Consider the following 16,221-nt stretch of genomic DNA (forward strand, 5'->3'; position numbering starts at 1 on the left):
CAGAATCTGCCTAATTTTCGTTGTTTTCCGAAGCCGTTTCGGTCTGTTCGGACGCTTTCCGTATACGGCGCTTGCCGCAGAGCATATAAAGCATGCCGCCGATCATGCCGCCGAGGGTATTGAAAAATAAATCCGACAGCTGAAATGTACCCACCTTCAGCAGCAGCTGCAGCAGTTCGATCGACAAAGAAAATATAAAAGAATACGAGAACGACTGAATCACAATTTCAGAATACTTCAGATCTTGATCTTTTCCTTTTTCCTTTGCCCAAAATACCAAATACGTAAACGGTACAAAAAGCAGCAGGTTCTCAATGATCTGTGTGGATAAATTGCCTGCATCATCATACAATCCCCATGTACCCATGACATCGCTCAGCGGATTGTTCCACAAAGACCGGCAGAGCAGCGTCCGATAAAGAATCATGGCCGTATAAAAAGCCAGATAGAAAACATATCGAAATTCCTTGTTGGACTTAAAAAATCGGCCGAACACATGGAAGGCATTGCGGAATCCGCCGTTCTTTTTAGCGATCATATATAAGTACATGAAAAGAAAAGCAGAAATGACAGAAGCGAAAAATTCCTGATAGAAACTAGCTAATACGTTGGTTAGAACTAAAATAAATAAATCCAAAGCAAATCCCCTCTTTTGCCATATCATGGTAACATGAGGTCGCCTTGGATTCAAATAAATATAATTCCATTAAAGTGTTCAAAATTTCATTTTAGAAACTTTTTGTATACTTCTTATGGAAGAGTTTTGCCGCTAAGAATGATGTGATCTTGCGTTTCCAGTCGATCTGGCCGAAGTACATATACGGCACTTCATGGATCTCATTCGGGTCCAGTACATCCGAGCGGACTTGATAGTCCAGCCAGACATTGAATAAACGTTCACTGATCCGGCCTGGATACCGCATCTCAAATCCGGACAGACCGTCTGCTGAATATTCTTTTACCAGCGTAAAAAGAATATCGAACAGCCATTCACAATACTGATCGGCCAATTTTTTGTTCATGATAAACATGTTGAACATATAACCGCTGCGCTGATTCATCACCCGGTCAAAGGATTCTACATATTCCGGATATTTTTTCTGCAGGATCTCTTTTGTCAGATTCAGCTGTTTTCCGTCAAATGTATGCGCATAATGGGAATAAATCGTTTCGATATAGTAATGACGTTTTTTCGGTACCAGGACTTGATACTGCTTCAGCATTGGTTCCAGTTCTTCCTTTGTCAGTACAGATTCCAACTCTTCACGATTTTTCTGATACGACTTGCTTTTCATCGTAAAATACCGGCGGTAATGGACCAAACCAAAGTAATCACACGGCAAATTTTTCCAGGCCCAGTAGACAACCGTCAATTCCGAAAACATCGGATTCTGATCACTGATATTGTCCCCGCTGTTATCCGGTGTAAATCCTGGGATCGGATCATGCAAGGCGCTGCCGGCCTGAACTGGCAGATAGATATCACTTTTTGGCACATCACAAGGTTTATGACATGCGATACATAATTTTATATCTGACATTATTTTGCTCCTTCTTCTTTTGCGACCGAGCGGAACGTATGGAAAATGATCTTAATATCGAATCCTAAACTATGATGATCAACATAGTATAATTCCATTTTCTGCCGTTCGCCGGATTCATAGGTTGCGTTGTTGCGCGCATAGGCTTGCCAATAACCGGTCAGACCTGGTTTGACACTTAAAAGCTTGCCGATCTGATCACCGTAGATCTTTGTCTCTTTTTCCACGATCGGCCGCGGCCCGACGATGGACAGGCTGCCGCCCAGGATGTTGAATAACTGCGGCAGTTCATCCAGGCTTGTCCGGCGCAGGAAACCGCCGATCTTGGTAATACGCGGATCATCGGTGATCTTAAATTCGGTTTGATATTCATGCAGCTGCTCTTCGGTCAATACTTCACGTAGATCTTCAAAATCATTGCGCATGGACCGGAACTTGTAAACCTTGATCCGTTTGCCGTTCTTGCCGATTCGTTCATGGCCGTAGAACGGGCTGCCGCCGTCGTTCAATACGACTAAGATCATCAAGACCAGCAGCAGCGGTGAAAGGATCACGATCGCAATGGCAGAAAGAACAATATCGAAGGTTCTCTTGATAAACAAGTAGAAGCTTTCTTTGAAAGAATGCCGTGCATGATACAGCGAATGATCATACGGCAGCGGCTGTTTAAATTCAACATACCGCTGGATGCGGTGCAGCTCTTCATTTTGATTCTCTTTGGTATATTTTCTTGTGGAACGGAACGTGATATAACGACCGATCATCTTTAAAATGATAAGCAGATCTTTGCCCAGGTTCCAGGATTCAATATAGTCCCGTTCAATATGGATCAGTTCCTTGTCGGAATACTTGCAGCTCCAATAGCCGACCACACCAGCCTGTACATTTAAATTTGTACGCTCTTTGGCACTTAAGTGGATGTATTCCACCGGCTTCAATGCCTTCGGTCCGACAAAACTCATTTCCCCAGCCAATACATTCAGGATCATCGGCATGCCGTCCAGATGGGTCCATAATAAAAACAGTCCGAACTTTGTATACGGTGATTTATGAGCTTTGATACGCTCTTGGGCATCGATCCGCATGGTACGGAAACGATATTGCCGGAAGTTCATCCCGTTGCGGCTGATCCGAATGAGATGGACAAGGATCCGTCCATGGGTTTCAAAAATCGAATCAATTAGTGAAAGAACGCAAAGGATCAACAACGCCGGCAGCAGGCAGAGTCCCAAAACGATATCGAATAAACGTTTCAAAGCAGCTGAACGTTTCGGGATCGGAATGATCGGCAAATACGTCAGTACCGTGCACTCCCCGATCCGGTTGACGATATCGTGGTAATTCTGCATTAAATTGAAATCGTCGACTTGGACGTGAACGGTTTTTCCTTCTTCACAAATTTCAGAAGCAACTCGAAAGACCGATCGGTCAATTACATCCGCAGCTAAGAAAACATCATCGACCGCTTCCGATTTGATGATTTCCATATAATCTTCATATGAACCAATGACTTTGACATTATCGATAAAAGAATCTTTTAAGTTCTGATCCGTTACGATCAAGCCGGAGACTGTATAACGCCAATCATCGGTATTTTTTAATTTTTCCAGTGCACTTTTTACCAGACGCAGAGATCCGACAATAATAAGCTTCCGGCCATGCGAAAGCTGGTAACGAAAAAAGAACCGGCTTTTTAAAAAGTTTCGGAAAACAAATAGAAAAATAACGGAGAATCCAACGAACAGAATGAAAAAACTGCGTGAATAAGCGATACTTGTCTTCGTGAAGAACGCGAATCCAAGCATGACTAAAAGCAATAAAAAAACAATCTTGATGCATTCCCCAAGTTCCTGTATTTTCGATCGCGAAAATAAGGTATCGTTATGGAGCATGATGATGATCAACGCAAAATAACCAACAATCATCACAAAGTAAAGTGTGATATATGCTTGTTGGTTATAGTTCACTCCATCCAGAATAGGAGAAAATTTAATCGCTTTAGCCAGCCAAAACGAGATGGTGATTGCCAGCAGATCCACGATATATTGATAATACAGATTGTATTTGCTTAAGTTATTCATACAAATTCCTCATAAACGTTAATATTCTAACATATTTTATTATGAAATGAAATGAAATGAACATACGCACCGTTGAAATAAAAAAGAAGCCTTTTATAAAGGCTTCTTTTATTTAACAAGTAATTGCACCAATAATTTCTTTTCTGTAATTTGCGGCAATATCAAAGAATTCATTTAATTCGGAATATTTCGATACTTCACATTCTGCAACAAGAATGACTGCATCTACCTCATCCAAATTCTTTCTTTCCAGTACACTGTCGTTGACATTTGGCAAAGCGACAATTTCAATGTCTTTTGTTCTGGATTGAATCTTTTCTGAAAGATCGATGATCTTACTTGCTTTGGTATCACCAACTAAAGCAATCTTCTTTGCATCGGTTATTCTTGTCACTGTATCGATACACAAATCGAGACGATCTTCAATCGATAAATTGGTTCGATCTTCTGCATTTAAACGCATGATTTTCTTATTCAATCCTTTTAGAGATTTTCCTCTATATTTTTTCTCTAAAACAGCTAGAGAAGGAATTTCATAGAAATCTGTTAATTCTTTTGCAGAAAGAACTTTACCAGCAAGCAACAAGTAGAATCCAATCAAGATCACTGCAATCAAAACACCGGCCAGTCCGCCAAGAATAAATTGCTTCAACACTTTTTTCTTGCTAATTGACGTTATTTTAGAAGATGCAGTAACCGCATTTGCCTGATCCGAATAAGTTCCGTTGTTCTCTAACAAAGTAACATAGTTATTAATTTCTGTAATTCGGCTATTGAGCCAAGTGAAATTATCACTATCAACAACTTTAGTGGAACTCCTATCTAAGGTGACAAGCGAATAACCAGATACTCCCATTTTTTCTACGGTTGAATTAAATTTATCTTCGACTTGAGACTGAATGTCATCGAGAACGTAATTCGCAGATTTTTCACTTTTAAAGAATACGGTGACTGTGAATGTGTTTCCTGATGCCTGTGTGACAACAAGTTCATTTAAATACTCATCTTTGTTGATGTCGTATTTATTTTTTACGGAATCCCAATCCAATCCGTACTTTGTGAAGTTGGATAATGTCGTTAATAGTGTGTTAACATTGGAATCACTGGAAACGACTTCAAGATTATTCGATTCAGAAGTTTCGTCTGAACTTGAGCTTGAATCACTTTCGTTTTCAACTGCAGCTGCCGCTGAATCCGTATTCTGTGTATTCGAAGAAGAATTTATATATAATGTGACGGAAGCTGCACTTGTAGAATAAGGATCTAAATTTGTCTTTACGGAATTTTTCAAATATTTATAACGGTTGTTTAACGCTTTGATCAGTTGATCTTGCTGGTCTTCATAATATGTTTCATAATCATTGTCAAAGGACTCCTCAGAAGCAGAATTTGATGTAGCTAATTGTGATTTTTGCGTTAAGTAACTTTTTCCGCCAAAACAGAGTCCGAAGATAATTCCAATTAATATAATTGATTTCCAACGCAACAAAAGCCGAATTAATAAGGCTCTCATGCTAACGGTTCGATCCTTTTCAAGCACCTTTGTTTCTACATTTGTTTTAAGCATCTAATCATTCCTTTCTTGAAATATTTTTTCTATTTTTTTATTTGATGAGGTATGGTAATAAATCAAATAGCATAAAATCCAAATAATAATCATTTTTACCATGGCAAATGTGAAATTTTCTTCGTAAAATTTATTGGAGAAAAATGACATAATAAGGCTCGCAGCTACGTGACCATAGATTAAAAAACATATAAAGAACGAAAATGAATTCTTTGAATTTTTTACATTTTCAAAAAATATCTGTGATATTGCGGCCATTAATGCTACGAGAATAATGCATCCTACATAACCAAAATCATAAATAAATGGATAAAAAACTGTATAAACATTACCTAAATTGAATCCATTCACTTTCCTATATGGAAGATCTAATTTATACTTCGAGTGTAGCCAACCAATTCTTTTGCCTATAGAAATGACCAAAGACCTAAATGTTTGACTACCCCATATTCGAGAAATACGTCGCGGTTCTTGAAGAAATAAATCTAAATTCTTAATTTCTGCTCCCATGTAAATTGCCAAATAGTCAAATGCTGTTAATCGATTATCAATTGATCTTTGCATTAACTGTCCGCTTGCTTTAAATAATATCATGCAGACAATTGCAATTAAAAATATCGCAACAAACATTTTTCTTGTGATGATTTGTTCTTTATTTTTATTTTTTTGTAAAATGATAAGATAATATACAAATATACATATGGCTAATGAAATCAAACCACCACGACTTCCCAACATTAAATTTGATGGAATACTGCATAGTAATATGAATAAATAGCTTAACTTTATTTTTCTATTTTCTGCAAAATAATTCGCTAAAAGTAGTCCGTAGAAATAAGTAGATGCAGTCAAAAACGCTCTGAGTTGTTCAGTCATATTTGAAAATTGTAATCCATCTCCATTTGAGAATTTTGTTTGATCTACTTTTCTGGATGCTTCTACAATTGAAGTAATGGGTAACCCAGCCCAGTCTAGTTCTTCTTTTAAGGATATTAATAATGTGAATATACAAATCAATAACACTGCATAAGTAATGATATTTGGTATTGAATTCTGGATAAAGAATTTATTTTGATGGACACCTACAGTTTCATGAGTTAGATTAAATGCATATTGAACTATTTTACATACAATTATAAATTCTAGAATTCCACCGGTAATAACTAAAAATGTATTTATATGCAGATTTAAAGTCCAGGTAGATTTATAAAGACATGCTATTAATGTGGCGGGAATAAATGATAATGTAAAAATAAAAGAAGGAGCAATAACATTCCGATTATTCCATCTATAACTTATATATAAAAGAATGCAAATAATAATAAACATTAAATAAATCAATATCATCACTCCTTATTAACTAGAACCTTTAAAGCATTTTTATAGTAAAGTTCAATGCAGATGCTATAACTGCATCCATATCATAATATTTGTATTCTCCTAAACGTCCACCGAAATACACGTCGTTTTCTTTGTCAGCTAATTCTTTATATTTTGCAAACAAAGCGCTGTTTTTTTCATCGTTAACCGGATAATACGGTTCATCTCCCGGTTTCCATTCCGAGCTAAATTCACGGGAAATTACTGTTTTAGGTAGATCATTACCCTCTACATCTTTACCAAACTCAAACCATTTATGTTCAATGATTCGTGTCCATGGAGTTTCACGATCTGTGTAATTAACGGCAGCGTTTCCTTGGAAATTCGGAATATCCAATACTTCGTTTTCAAAGCGGACCGATCGATATTCCAAATTACCTAATTTAAAATTGAAATAGGCATCAATAGGTCCGGTATAAACCACTTTTTCAGCTAACGCATCTAACTCTTCTTTATGTTCGAGATAATCGGTATTCAAACGCACCTCGATATCTCCAATCATATTCTGAACCATTTTTGTGTAACCGCCGACTGGAATTCCCTGGAATAACGCATTGAAATAATTATTATCAAATGTCAATCGTACAGGAAGCCTCTTAATAATAAAGCTCGGTAGTTCTGTGCAGTCCCTTCCCCATTGCTTTTCTGTATATCCTTTGATTAATTTTTCATAAATATCTCGGCCAACCAAAGAAATTGCTTGTTCTTCCAGATTTTGTGGTTCATGATCAATTTCTTTGCGTTGTTCAGCAATTTTTGCCTCCGCTTCTTGTGGTGTTACAACGCCCCACATTTTATTGAATGTGTACATGTTGAATGGCAGTGAATAAAGCTCTCCCTTATAGTTTGCTACTGGGCTGTTCGTGAATCGATTAAATGTTGCAAATTGATTAACATATTCCCAAACTTCCTTATTGTTGGTATGGAAAATGTGTGCACCATATTTATGGACATTGATCCCTTCAATTTTTTCTGTATAAACATTTCCAGCAATATTTGGGCGTTTATCTACCATTAGTATCTTTTTTCCTTTTTTATTAGCTTCATGTGCAAATACAGATCCAAATAAACCTGTTCCAACAACTAAATAATCATACTTTTTCATGTTTCTCTCCTTTGAATCGTCTTAATAAATCATTTTTCATGTCTATTACAAATGGTTCTTTCATTAAAAGTAGAAGTAATCCGTATATACCGAAAAAAATTATTCCAGTAATAACAATTACTAAAAAACTATTCCATCTCAGACTGTTTAATATCTGTAAGTCTTTGAAAAATGAAGAAATAAATACACTAGCAGCCAGACTAATTAAAATTCTAAAATAATTAAATGACTTAAAAATATCTGCAACAAAATCTTTTGTATAGTGCAATTGTACAATTAAAACGACAAATTCTGCAACTAAAGTTCCAATAGCAGCGCCAGATGATGCCATACTTGGAATCAATATCAAATTAATAATAAAATCAACAATTCCCCCAGCAACTTCAGAATAAAGTACACAAATTTCATTGCCGGTCGGTACAAGAATTTGCATTCCTAAAATGTTTGTCAGACCAATAAATATTAATGTTGGCATAATAATCTGCATTGGCCGAATCGCACCTGTATAATCTTGACTTGATAAAAAATATATTCCTTCACTAGCAAATAAAGTAAAGTAAACTGCTAGAGGGATTGAAATCAATATAACGAAATTCAGTGCTTTTTTTGTAATATTCTCAAATTGTTCTTTTTCATTATGTTCTATATAATAAGATGCTCTTGGCAACAGGACAGTTCCCAATGATGTGACAATACTAACCAAAACAGTCTTTATTTTAACAGCTGCTTGATAGTATCCGACATCTGTATTTGTCTTCATGAATCCTAACATCACCGTATCAAGGTTCGTATATACTGTTGTAGCACAAGACATTGCAAAAAAGATACCAATAGGTCGTAAATGTCTTTTGAAATTGTAATGCCCTACTGGTCTTACAATGATAAACTTCCTTGCGTAAATAAAGTTTAGTAAACTTGAAGCAGATGATGCAAAAATTGAAATTGCACCATAGATGATATAATCGCTTTTTGCATGGATCAAAGCAAACATTGCCAATAAAGCAATAAATTTAAAAAGAACAGAACGGATCGTAATATAAGTATATTGCTCAAGTCCTTTATATAACCACTCCATGCCAATACAGTTAAACATAATCAATAAACTTATTATTAAAAACAAAGGCTTTTCTTGTGCAAGACGTGGTACAGTAAACAAGCAAATAAAGAAGACTATATATGCTAATATTGACATTACTAGGTTAATAATAAATAATTCCTGCGTTGTTCTTGATAATTTTTCCTTGTCATCACGCACCTGTGCACATGCTCGTATACCATATGTTGGTATTCCAAGCTGTGCAAACATTGAAAAATAAGTGATCACCGATGTGGCAAAAGTAACACTTCCATATCCAGAAGGCGATAAAATAGTCGAAACATAAGGAAATGTAATCAAAGGGAATATAAATGAAGACATTGTCAGCAACGCATTCATGATGAAATTCTTTTTTACAGAAGTTTGTTGCATATGTCTCCTCCTCATTAATACGAATCGATAATTAATTATCTTTCCTCAAATAAATTTTCATTTAATAAATAAATTTTTAAGCTTTAGTGCTAAAAAAATAGTTTTATTTTTATATAAAAATATTTTTATTTTTTGTTTTTTATCAGTAGCTTGTTTTGGATTTACTGTTTGCAAAAAGTACCATGGATATTCATGTAATATATGATATTTGACTTTTTTTATTTTTTCTTTTTCCTTAAATCCCTGATCATTTAGTATGTAGCTTTTACAAATTTGATTAATAAATTCCAAAAGTAAATTTGAATAAGAAATAAATTGTTCATTATCATTTAAATCAATATTTTGCTTAATTTCCAATAAGGTTTTTTCCAATTCTTCTACAATATTTGGATTAAATTGATTAGTTGCTGATGTCGGTCTATATTTATAAAGATAAAGTGATTTTTTTATCAAACATAATGATGTTAAATCATTGAATATTCTTAGATTCCATTCAATATCTTCCCCAATTGTAAGATATGGATTAAACTGTGTTTTTTTTAGTAATTCAGTTTTTATCATTCTCGAAATTGGCCCTCTAGAAAAGTATCCTCCATCTTTTAAATAATTTGAATTGGTAATAAAAATCATATTTGATTTAAATTTATTTATTTCAAATTTATTCAAAATGTAAACGTCATCAGGCATTTTATTCTCATGAGTAGCTAATGTGTTTTGAAGACTTGCTTCTTTACTTTTTATATAAATAACGCCGCTTAAAATCATATCAAAATCTGATTCAATTAAAATGTCAGACACATTGTTGAAATAGTTAGGAGCTAATTCATCATCAGCATCTAAGAAAGTAATGTACTTACCACGGGCAAAATTTATTCCGAAATTTCTTGCTGATGACACTCCGCCATTTGTTTTATGGAGAACCTTAATTCTATCATCTTTGTTTTCAATCATATTTAAACTTAAAGAAAATTTTTTCAGACTACCATCATCTACAATAAGAATTTCATAATCAGAAAAATCTTGATTTAAGACGCTATCAACTGCAGCACTAACTAAGGAAAATTCAACATTATAATATGGTATTATTACGCTAATTATAACTGAATAATTTTCATTATTAGGCTTCATCGGAATACTCCTTAAAAGAAATACTTTTGATTATATTAATATTTCGAACTATACCTTCCTGGATGGAATATTTTGGTTTCCAGCCAAGTTGCTTTAATTTATTACCGTTCAGCCTCGCTTTTGTAGCTTTACTATAACCAGATTTTTCAATATCATCGGGTAGCTGAAAAATAACTTTTGTATTTACATCTTTGGCAATCAAAGACGCTAAGTCTTTTAATTTAATATCCGATTCTTCATCCGCAATATTATATGCTTCGCCATTTTTACCATAAAACAGAATAGTAAATAACCCTGATATAGCATCTGAAACATAGGTATAGGAGTAATATTGGTTTCCTTCACTCTTCAGAACAATATTTTCACCTTTTATTCCATTTTTTATAAATTGTGATATTGCTTTTGTATCATTCATTCTCATTGTTGGACCGTAAGAACGTGTAAAACGAGGGATTACAATATCCATATTGTATTGTTTGATGTACGCTTGGCAAAGAGCCTCACCACAACGTTTACTTTCTGGATAACCGGCTCTTAATGTATTCGAATTTATGTAACCACAATAGTTCTCGTCAAATAATTCAACATCACCACGATTTTCACCATAAATCTCGTTTGATGAAGCAAATACAAATCGTTCAATATTGTGATCCACGGCTAAATCAAGCATATTCTTCAGTCCAATAATATTTGTAGTTATTGTACTGATGGGTTCGTTGGCATACTGCAGCGGATGTGTATTGCTCGCCAAATGCATCACAAAATTAATCTTCTGTTCATTGATTTCTAATGGCAAATTGATATCATGCGTATAAAAGATTAGAAAACCAGAATTCCAATATTTTTCAAAGCGCTGTTTTGCTTTATCAATGTTTCTGCCAATTAATAATAATTTACATCCTAAATCAAAATAAATGTTCCTATACATCACAACATCTACAAAAAAAGTACCCAGTAAACCTGTTGCACCAGTTAAAAGAATCGTTTTATTTTTCAGTTGATTCCAAGGAAGATCAAGTTCTGCAACGAACTTAACATCTTCAATATATAACGTATTTTCAATCATCAAATCACCTAATCCAACCATCTATTTCTTTCAGATAAAATATAAGCTTTAAATAATTGCAAATCTTCTTGCGTAGTTAATTTAATATTACGTTCTGAACCTTCAGCAAAATATAGTCTTTCACCCAGTTCAACCATCATAGTATTTGTATAAGAAGATCCATAAATACCTATTTCTTCTTTAAATGCTTTATGATATGCCCAGTCAAGTTTAGAAAATTTATAAGCTTGAGGAGTAGAAACACGTCGCAGAGTTTCTCTTGGTATATATTTTACTGTCGAAATTTCATCATCGATTAAAAATATTTGTTCATTATATGGTAATGAAGTTACAGCATTTCCATATTGTTTACATTTTACAATAACATCAGACAATACTGCAGAATCGACTAAAGGACGAATACCATCATGTATTATAACTGTGTCATCGTCTGAACATATATTTTCAAGATTATATACACCGTTGCGAATGGATTCTTGACCTGTATTTCCGCCTTTAACGATCCATTTTAGTTTTGTAATACCATATTGTTTAGCATATGCTCTAGCAACGTCTTCCCAGCCTTGAATACAAACAAGTTCAATTGCATCAATTTGAGGATGCTTTTGAAAATTCTCTAAAGTATAAACTAAAACCGGTTTATCAAAAACATTGATAAACTGTTTTGGAATATCTTTACCCATTCTTTTACCTGATCCACCGGCTATTATTATTGCAATGTTCATAATATTTTCCTCCTAATCATGAAGTATTTATTCAGCATCTATATAATAAGCAATCATATTATGTACTTTTCTTTTTTCAACTGGTGGTAATTTCATATAATCCCCATATAAATTTTCGAGGTACGATTTCCAGCATGACATTACTGAAAATTTGTGTCCTTCAAAAACAACAACATCTGTTTTTTCAAAATCTTCTTTTTTCATTAATTCATTAGAGTTATATAAACCCCACGTAACAATCCCAACATTCTTAGATAGTTCGTATTTATTCAAAGAAGCTTCATAATTTATTTTTTTAAGTAACCGTTTCTTTCCAATTAATTTTGCAAATGGAACTAACAGGAATTTCGAAACTGCTTTAAATTTTGTACTACCTTTTCCTGCTTTTGCAAAACAAAGAGACAGCAATCTTCTGTATAAATTAACTTTTTTATATATTTGGTCAACTTCCTGCATTTTTTCAGGTAAACCATCTACAGGTAAAACATCAATCCACAAATGATCATAATTTGTTTTTATGGAATAATCCATATCACAAAATGTATTTAAATCGAGAACTTTCATAAATGGAAAATCAAAATTACCTAGCTCATCACATACTATTTGAAAACGATCATCAATACCATTCAAGTCTTTATTGATCTTGATTAGTTTTTCATAATCAGGACGTGGCATACATACATCTATATCATCATCCCACGGTATAAATCCTTTATGCCTTGCAGCACCTAACATAGTTCCTCCACAAAGGTAGAACTTAAGATTATATTTGTTACACCACTTTTGAAATTCTAAAAGTATGTTTAATTCTGCTAATTGTATTGATCTTTTTGATAATCTTTCCATATATTCTTCCTCACTCAATAAAATTATCAACAATAGAAAGTATATAGATATTTCTATTACAATGCTTTTAATTTATATAGATTTACATTTATAAAATCATAAAATCAAATTAATTTATATATTAATTTTCTTATTGAAAAGAAAATATAAAGATTTTGATTTTCGATTTTTCAATTTCCGTTGAATCGATACGCATTGCAATAAATGACTAATAGAAAAATATTGATACTCTTATTTACAAGAAAAATTATTTTTTAAATCAAAATGTGATTTTAAATATTTATTCTTTATCGCTACACTAAAAAATAGATGGTTTATTCAACCATCCTATTTTGCACGTCCAGAATATTTTCCATCGTTTGTATTAACTACAATTGTCTCATCCTGATTAATGAATAAAGGAACTTTCACTTCCAAACCAGTTTCCAAAACAGCATTTTTACTAGCGCTTGTAGCTGTATCGCCTTTTACTGCCGGTTCGCATTCTACTACTTTTAATGAAACCTTATCTGGCAGAACAACTCCTAAAATTTCTCCTTCGTAACTAGAAATATTAACATTGTCTTCTGGCTTTATAAATTGTTTTTCCCAAGTTAAGCGATCCATTGGTATTTCAATCTGATCATAAGTTTCATTATCCATAAATACCATGGCATCATCTGTATCATACAGATATTGCATTTCTTTTTTTTCAATCATAGCAGGTTCTACTTTTTCGCCGCCGCCCCATGATAATTCAACGTTACTTCCTGTACGTAAATTACGAACTTTAGCTTTAACCACCATAGCACTACGAGCTGTCTTATTTTGAGAAATATCTAATACAACATAAATATCTCCATTTACGTTAATTGTTTGACCTGGTTTTAAGTCGTTTGATTGAATCATTCTTCTCGTCTCCTTTTTACATATAACCTATTTTATTCTAATGGATAATCTTCATTTGTCAAGATTTCGGCCATAGTAAAAGGTGCCTAAAAGGCACCTTTTACTTGTATCGAAAGGAATCGATATGAATAAATAGGCTCACATACTTATTTTAAGGAAGGATGTATGTGTGCAGCTTTTGAGATTGAGCCTGATCTCAAACTTTATCCGAATACATATTATCATCATTTTTATTTTATGTAAACCCTTACACTATGCATTATTGATTTTATTCTTTTTCTTTAAATCTATGAATGGATATTGATCTTTACAAATTCGTTGCACTACTATAAGAAAAAATCAATTTTAGGACAATGAATTTTATTTATAAAATCACTTAATATGTAAATTAAATAAGATGATTTAATGCGAAAATCTTTTAAATTGATATTGCCTGATTTTGCCAACAAATAATGCCAAATAATTCATTTTATGCTTCAAAAGAAATAAAGGAACTTTTCGAGTAAAGGATAAGTCTTCATATGATGAATATTTAATTGATTTTTCTACAACATCATTTTGTAAAACGAATTTAAGTGATTTCATTTTATTCTTATTTTTTGGATTTGCACAATAATTGACGAGTATAAGTAAAACATGATAAATAACAAAGTTATAATAATACTTAATTATTGCTGGATTTGACTTAAATTCTGTATTTAAATCAGAATATATTATATTCATTGATAACAAATATTTATTGGCATATTCATTATCAAAACTTCGCACAATAGAATTTGGATTAAAAATATAATGAAATAAAAATTTTTTTATACCCACAATATTTTTTAAATTTTGAGAAAGTCGTATACAATATTCTGCATCTTCAGCCAACTCTAAGTTTTCATTTAAAAAAATATCAGATACTGCAGTTCTTTTTATTAGTTTTCCCCAACAGAATCCAACACCTTTTTGAACAGTTAAAATGTCTTTTATATAATCTATTCTGCTTAAATATATTTTATCATCTTGGAAACAATATACTTTTTCTGAATGATCATGATATTCTCTAATATAATTACAAATAACACAATCTGAATTATAAAATATTGCTTTTTCAATCATTGTTTCACATGTTTCATTTGATAAATAATCATCCGCATCTAAAAATAATAACCAGTCTCCTATTGCATTCCGTATACCTATATTCCGTCCAGAAGCAGCTGTATGATTTTTATTTTTAAATACCCTTATTTTATCATTCTGATTAAATTGACTAATTATTTCTTCTATATCAGAATTTTTTCCATTATCAATTATTAATATTTCTATATCTTTATAAGTCTGGTTCAAACAGCTTTTTACGGTATTTGTGAAAAGTACTTTGTCACCATTATACACTGGAATAATAATTGAAATCTTACTCATACATGTAACTCCATTAAACCATTGTTTATTGAAAACAACTGTGTAGAACACAGTTGTTTATAAATTTATTTCTTATTTAAATAATTATCAATTGCAAACGCTGCTTTTTTACCAGCTCCCATGGCACTGATGACCGTGGCTGCCCCAGTGACCGCATCCCCGCCGGCATAGATGCCTTCTCTTGTCGTCTGTTCGTTTTCATCCACGACCAGGCAGCCGCGCCGGTTGGTCTCCAGTCCTTCCGTCGTGGAACGGATCAGCGGGTTCGGGCTCGTACCGATGGCCATGATCATGCAGTCGGCATCGATCACGAATTCACTGCCTTCGATCGGCATCGGACGCCGACGGCCGGATTCATCCGGTTCGCCCAGTTCCATCCGGATGCACTTGACCTGTTTGACCCAGCCGTTCTCGTCCCCGATCACTTCCACCGGGTTATTCAGCAGGTCAAAGACGATGCCTTCCTCCTTGGCATGTTCGACCTCTTCTTTCCGGGCCGGCAGTTCTTCCATGCTCCGGCGGTACACGATATGTACCTCTGCACCCAGTCTTCGTGCACAGCGGGCCGCATCCATGGCAACATTGCCGCCGCCCACTACGACGCATTTCTTCGGATGGTAGATCGGCGTATCCGATCCTTCTTTGTAGGCTTTCATCAGATTGATCCGGGTCAGGAACTCATTCGCGGAGAACACACCTTTCAGGTTCTCGCCCGGCAGGTTCATGAAGCGCGGCAGACCGGCACCCGAGCCGATGAACACGGCTTCATATCCTTCATCCATGATCGCATCGATCGAATCGGTGCGTCCGACCACGAAGTTCGTGATGATCTTGACGCCCATCTCTTTCAGATGATCGATCTCATTCTGTACGATCTCTTTCGGCAGACGGAACTGCGGAATACCGTACATCAGCACACCGCCTGCTTCGTGCAGCGCTTCAAAGATCGTGACCTCATAGCCTTTCTTGGCCAGATCGCCGGCCGCGGTCAGTCCGGACGGACCGGCGCCGACAACGGC

Annotated in this window: 14 protein-coding genes; all 14 read right to left on the reverse strand. The window is 34.3% G+C overall.

Going from position 1 to position 16,221, the window contains the following annotated elements; translation table 11 throughout:
• Window positions 1-10: 10 nt before the first annotated feature.
• Window positions 11-637: a VanZ family protein gene (locus HNQ47_RS08755; protein WP_221248090.1), complete on the reverse strand. Its 627-nt coding sequence runs from the start codon at window positions 635-637 to the stop codon at window positions 11-13.
• 91 nt (window positions 638-728) lie between these two features.
• On the reverse strand, window positions 729-1,541 hold the full coding sequence (locus tag HNQ47_RS08760; RefSeq protein WP_183329023.1) for a DUF4422 domain-containing protein: 813 nt from the start codon (window positions 1,539-1,541) through the stop codon (window positions 729-731).
• Window positions 1,541-3,622, reverse strand: coding sequence for a sugar transferase (locus tag HNQ47_RS08765; protein ID WP_183329024.1), 2,082 nt, complete (start codon window positions 3,620-3,622; stop codon window positions 1,541-1,543). Before HNQ47_RS08765 ends, HNQ47_RS08760 begins: the two co-directional genes overlap by 1 nt.
• Before the next feature lie 112 nt (window positions 3,623-3,734).
• Window positions 3,735-5,189 carry a hypothetical protein gene (locus HNQ47_RS08770; protein ID WP_183329025.1) on the reverse strand — a complete coding sequence of 485 codons (1,455 nt, stop codon included), beginning with the start codon at window positions 5,187-5,189 and terminating at the stop codon, window positions 3,735-3,737.
• Window positions 5,190-6,530 carry an O-antigen polymerase gene (locus HNQ47_RS08775; protein WP_183329026.1) on the reverse strand — a complete coding sequence of 447 codons (1,341 nt, stop codon included), beginning with the start codon at window positions 6,528-6,530 and terminating at the stop codon, window positions 5,190-5,192. It lies immediately after the preceding gene.
• A 28-nt stretch (window positions 6,531-6,558) separates the two neighbouring features.
• Window positions 6,559-7,674 (reverse strand): UDP-galactopyranose mutase, encoded by a 1,116-nt coding sequence (glf, locus tag HNQ47_RS08780; RefSeq protein WP_183329027.1) that lies wholly within the window; start codon window positions 7,672-7,674, stop codon window positions 6,559-6,561.
• Complete coding sequence (locus HNQ47_RS08785; protein WP_221248091.1) at window positions 7,661-9,142, reverse strand: flippase; 1,482 nt, start codon at window positions 9,140-9,142, stop codon at window positions 7,661-7,663. Before HNQ47_RS08785 ends, glf begins: the two co-directional genes overlap by 14 nt.
• Before the next feature lie 57 nt (window positions 9,143-9,199).
• The gene (locus HNQ47_RS08790) at window positions 9,200-10,270 is read right to left on the reverse strand and encodes a glycosyltransferase family 2 protein (protein ID WP_183329029.1); all 1,071 of its coding nucleotides are present in this window, start codon (window positions 10,268-10,270) and stop codon (window positions 9,200-9,202) included.
• Window positions 10,260-11,336 carry an NAD-dependent epimerase/dehydratase family protein gene (locus tag HNQ47_RS08795; protein WP_221248092.1) on the reverse strand — a complete coding sequence of 359 codons (1,077 nt, stop codon included), beginning with the start codon at window positions 11,334-11,336 and terminating at the stop codon, window positions 10,260-10,262. The genes HNQ47_RS08790 and HNQ47_RS08795 overlap by 11 nt, the downstream gene beginning before the upstream one ends.
• A gap of 8 nt (window positions 11,337-11,344) precedes the next feature.
• Window positions 11,345-12,061 carry an IspD/TarI family cytidylyltransferase gene (locus HNQ47_RS08800; protein WP_183329031.1) on the reverse strand — a complete coding sequence of 239 codons (717 nt, stop codon included), beginning with the start codon at window positions 12,059-12,061 and terminating at the stop codon, window positions 11,345-11,347.
• A 27-nt stretch (window positions 12,062-12,088) separates the two neighbouring features.
• The gene (locus tag HNQ47_RS08805) at window positions 12,089-12,907 is read right to left on the reverse strand and encodes a LicD family protein (RefSeq protein WP_183329032.1); all 819 of its coding nucleotides are present in this window, start codon (window positions 12,905-12,907) and stop codon (window positions 12,089-12,091) included.
• Window positions 12,908-13,234: 327 nt separating this feature from the next.
• On the reverse strand, window positions 13,235-13,795 hold the full coding sequence (gene efp, locus HNQ47_RS08810; protein WP_183329033.1) for an elongation factor P: 561 nt from the start codon (window positions 13,793-13,795) through the stop codon (window positions 13,235-13,237).
• A gap of 402 nt (window positions 13,796-14,197) precedes the next feature.
• Window positions 14,198-15,202 (reverse strand): glycosyltransferase family 2 protein, encoded by a 1,005-nt coding sequence (locus HNQ47_RS08815; RefSeq protein ID WP_183329034.1) that lies wholly within the window; start codon window positions 15,200-15,202, stop codon window positions 14,198-14,200.
• 65 nt (window positions 15,203-15,267) lie between these two features.
• Window positions 15,268-16,221 (reverse strand): FAD-dependent oxidoreductase (locus HNQ47_RS08820; RefSeq protein ID WP_183329035.1); only part of this gene is annotated, 954 nt, incomplete at its 5' end.

It is taken from the genome of Catenisphaera adipataccumulans (assembly GCF_014202755.1).
GTDB lineage: Bacteria > Bacillota_I > Bacilli_A > Erysipelotrichales > Erysipelotrichaceae > Catenisphaera > Catenisphaera adipataccumulans.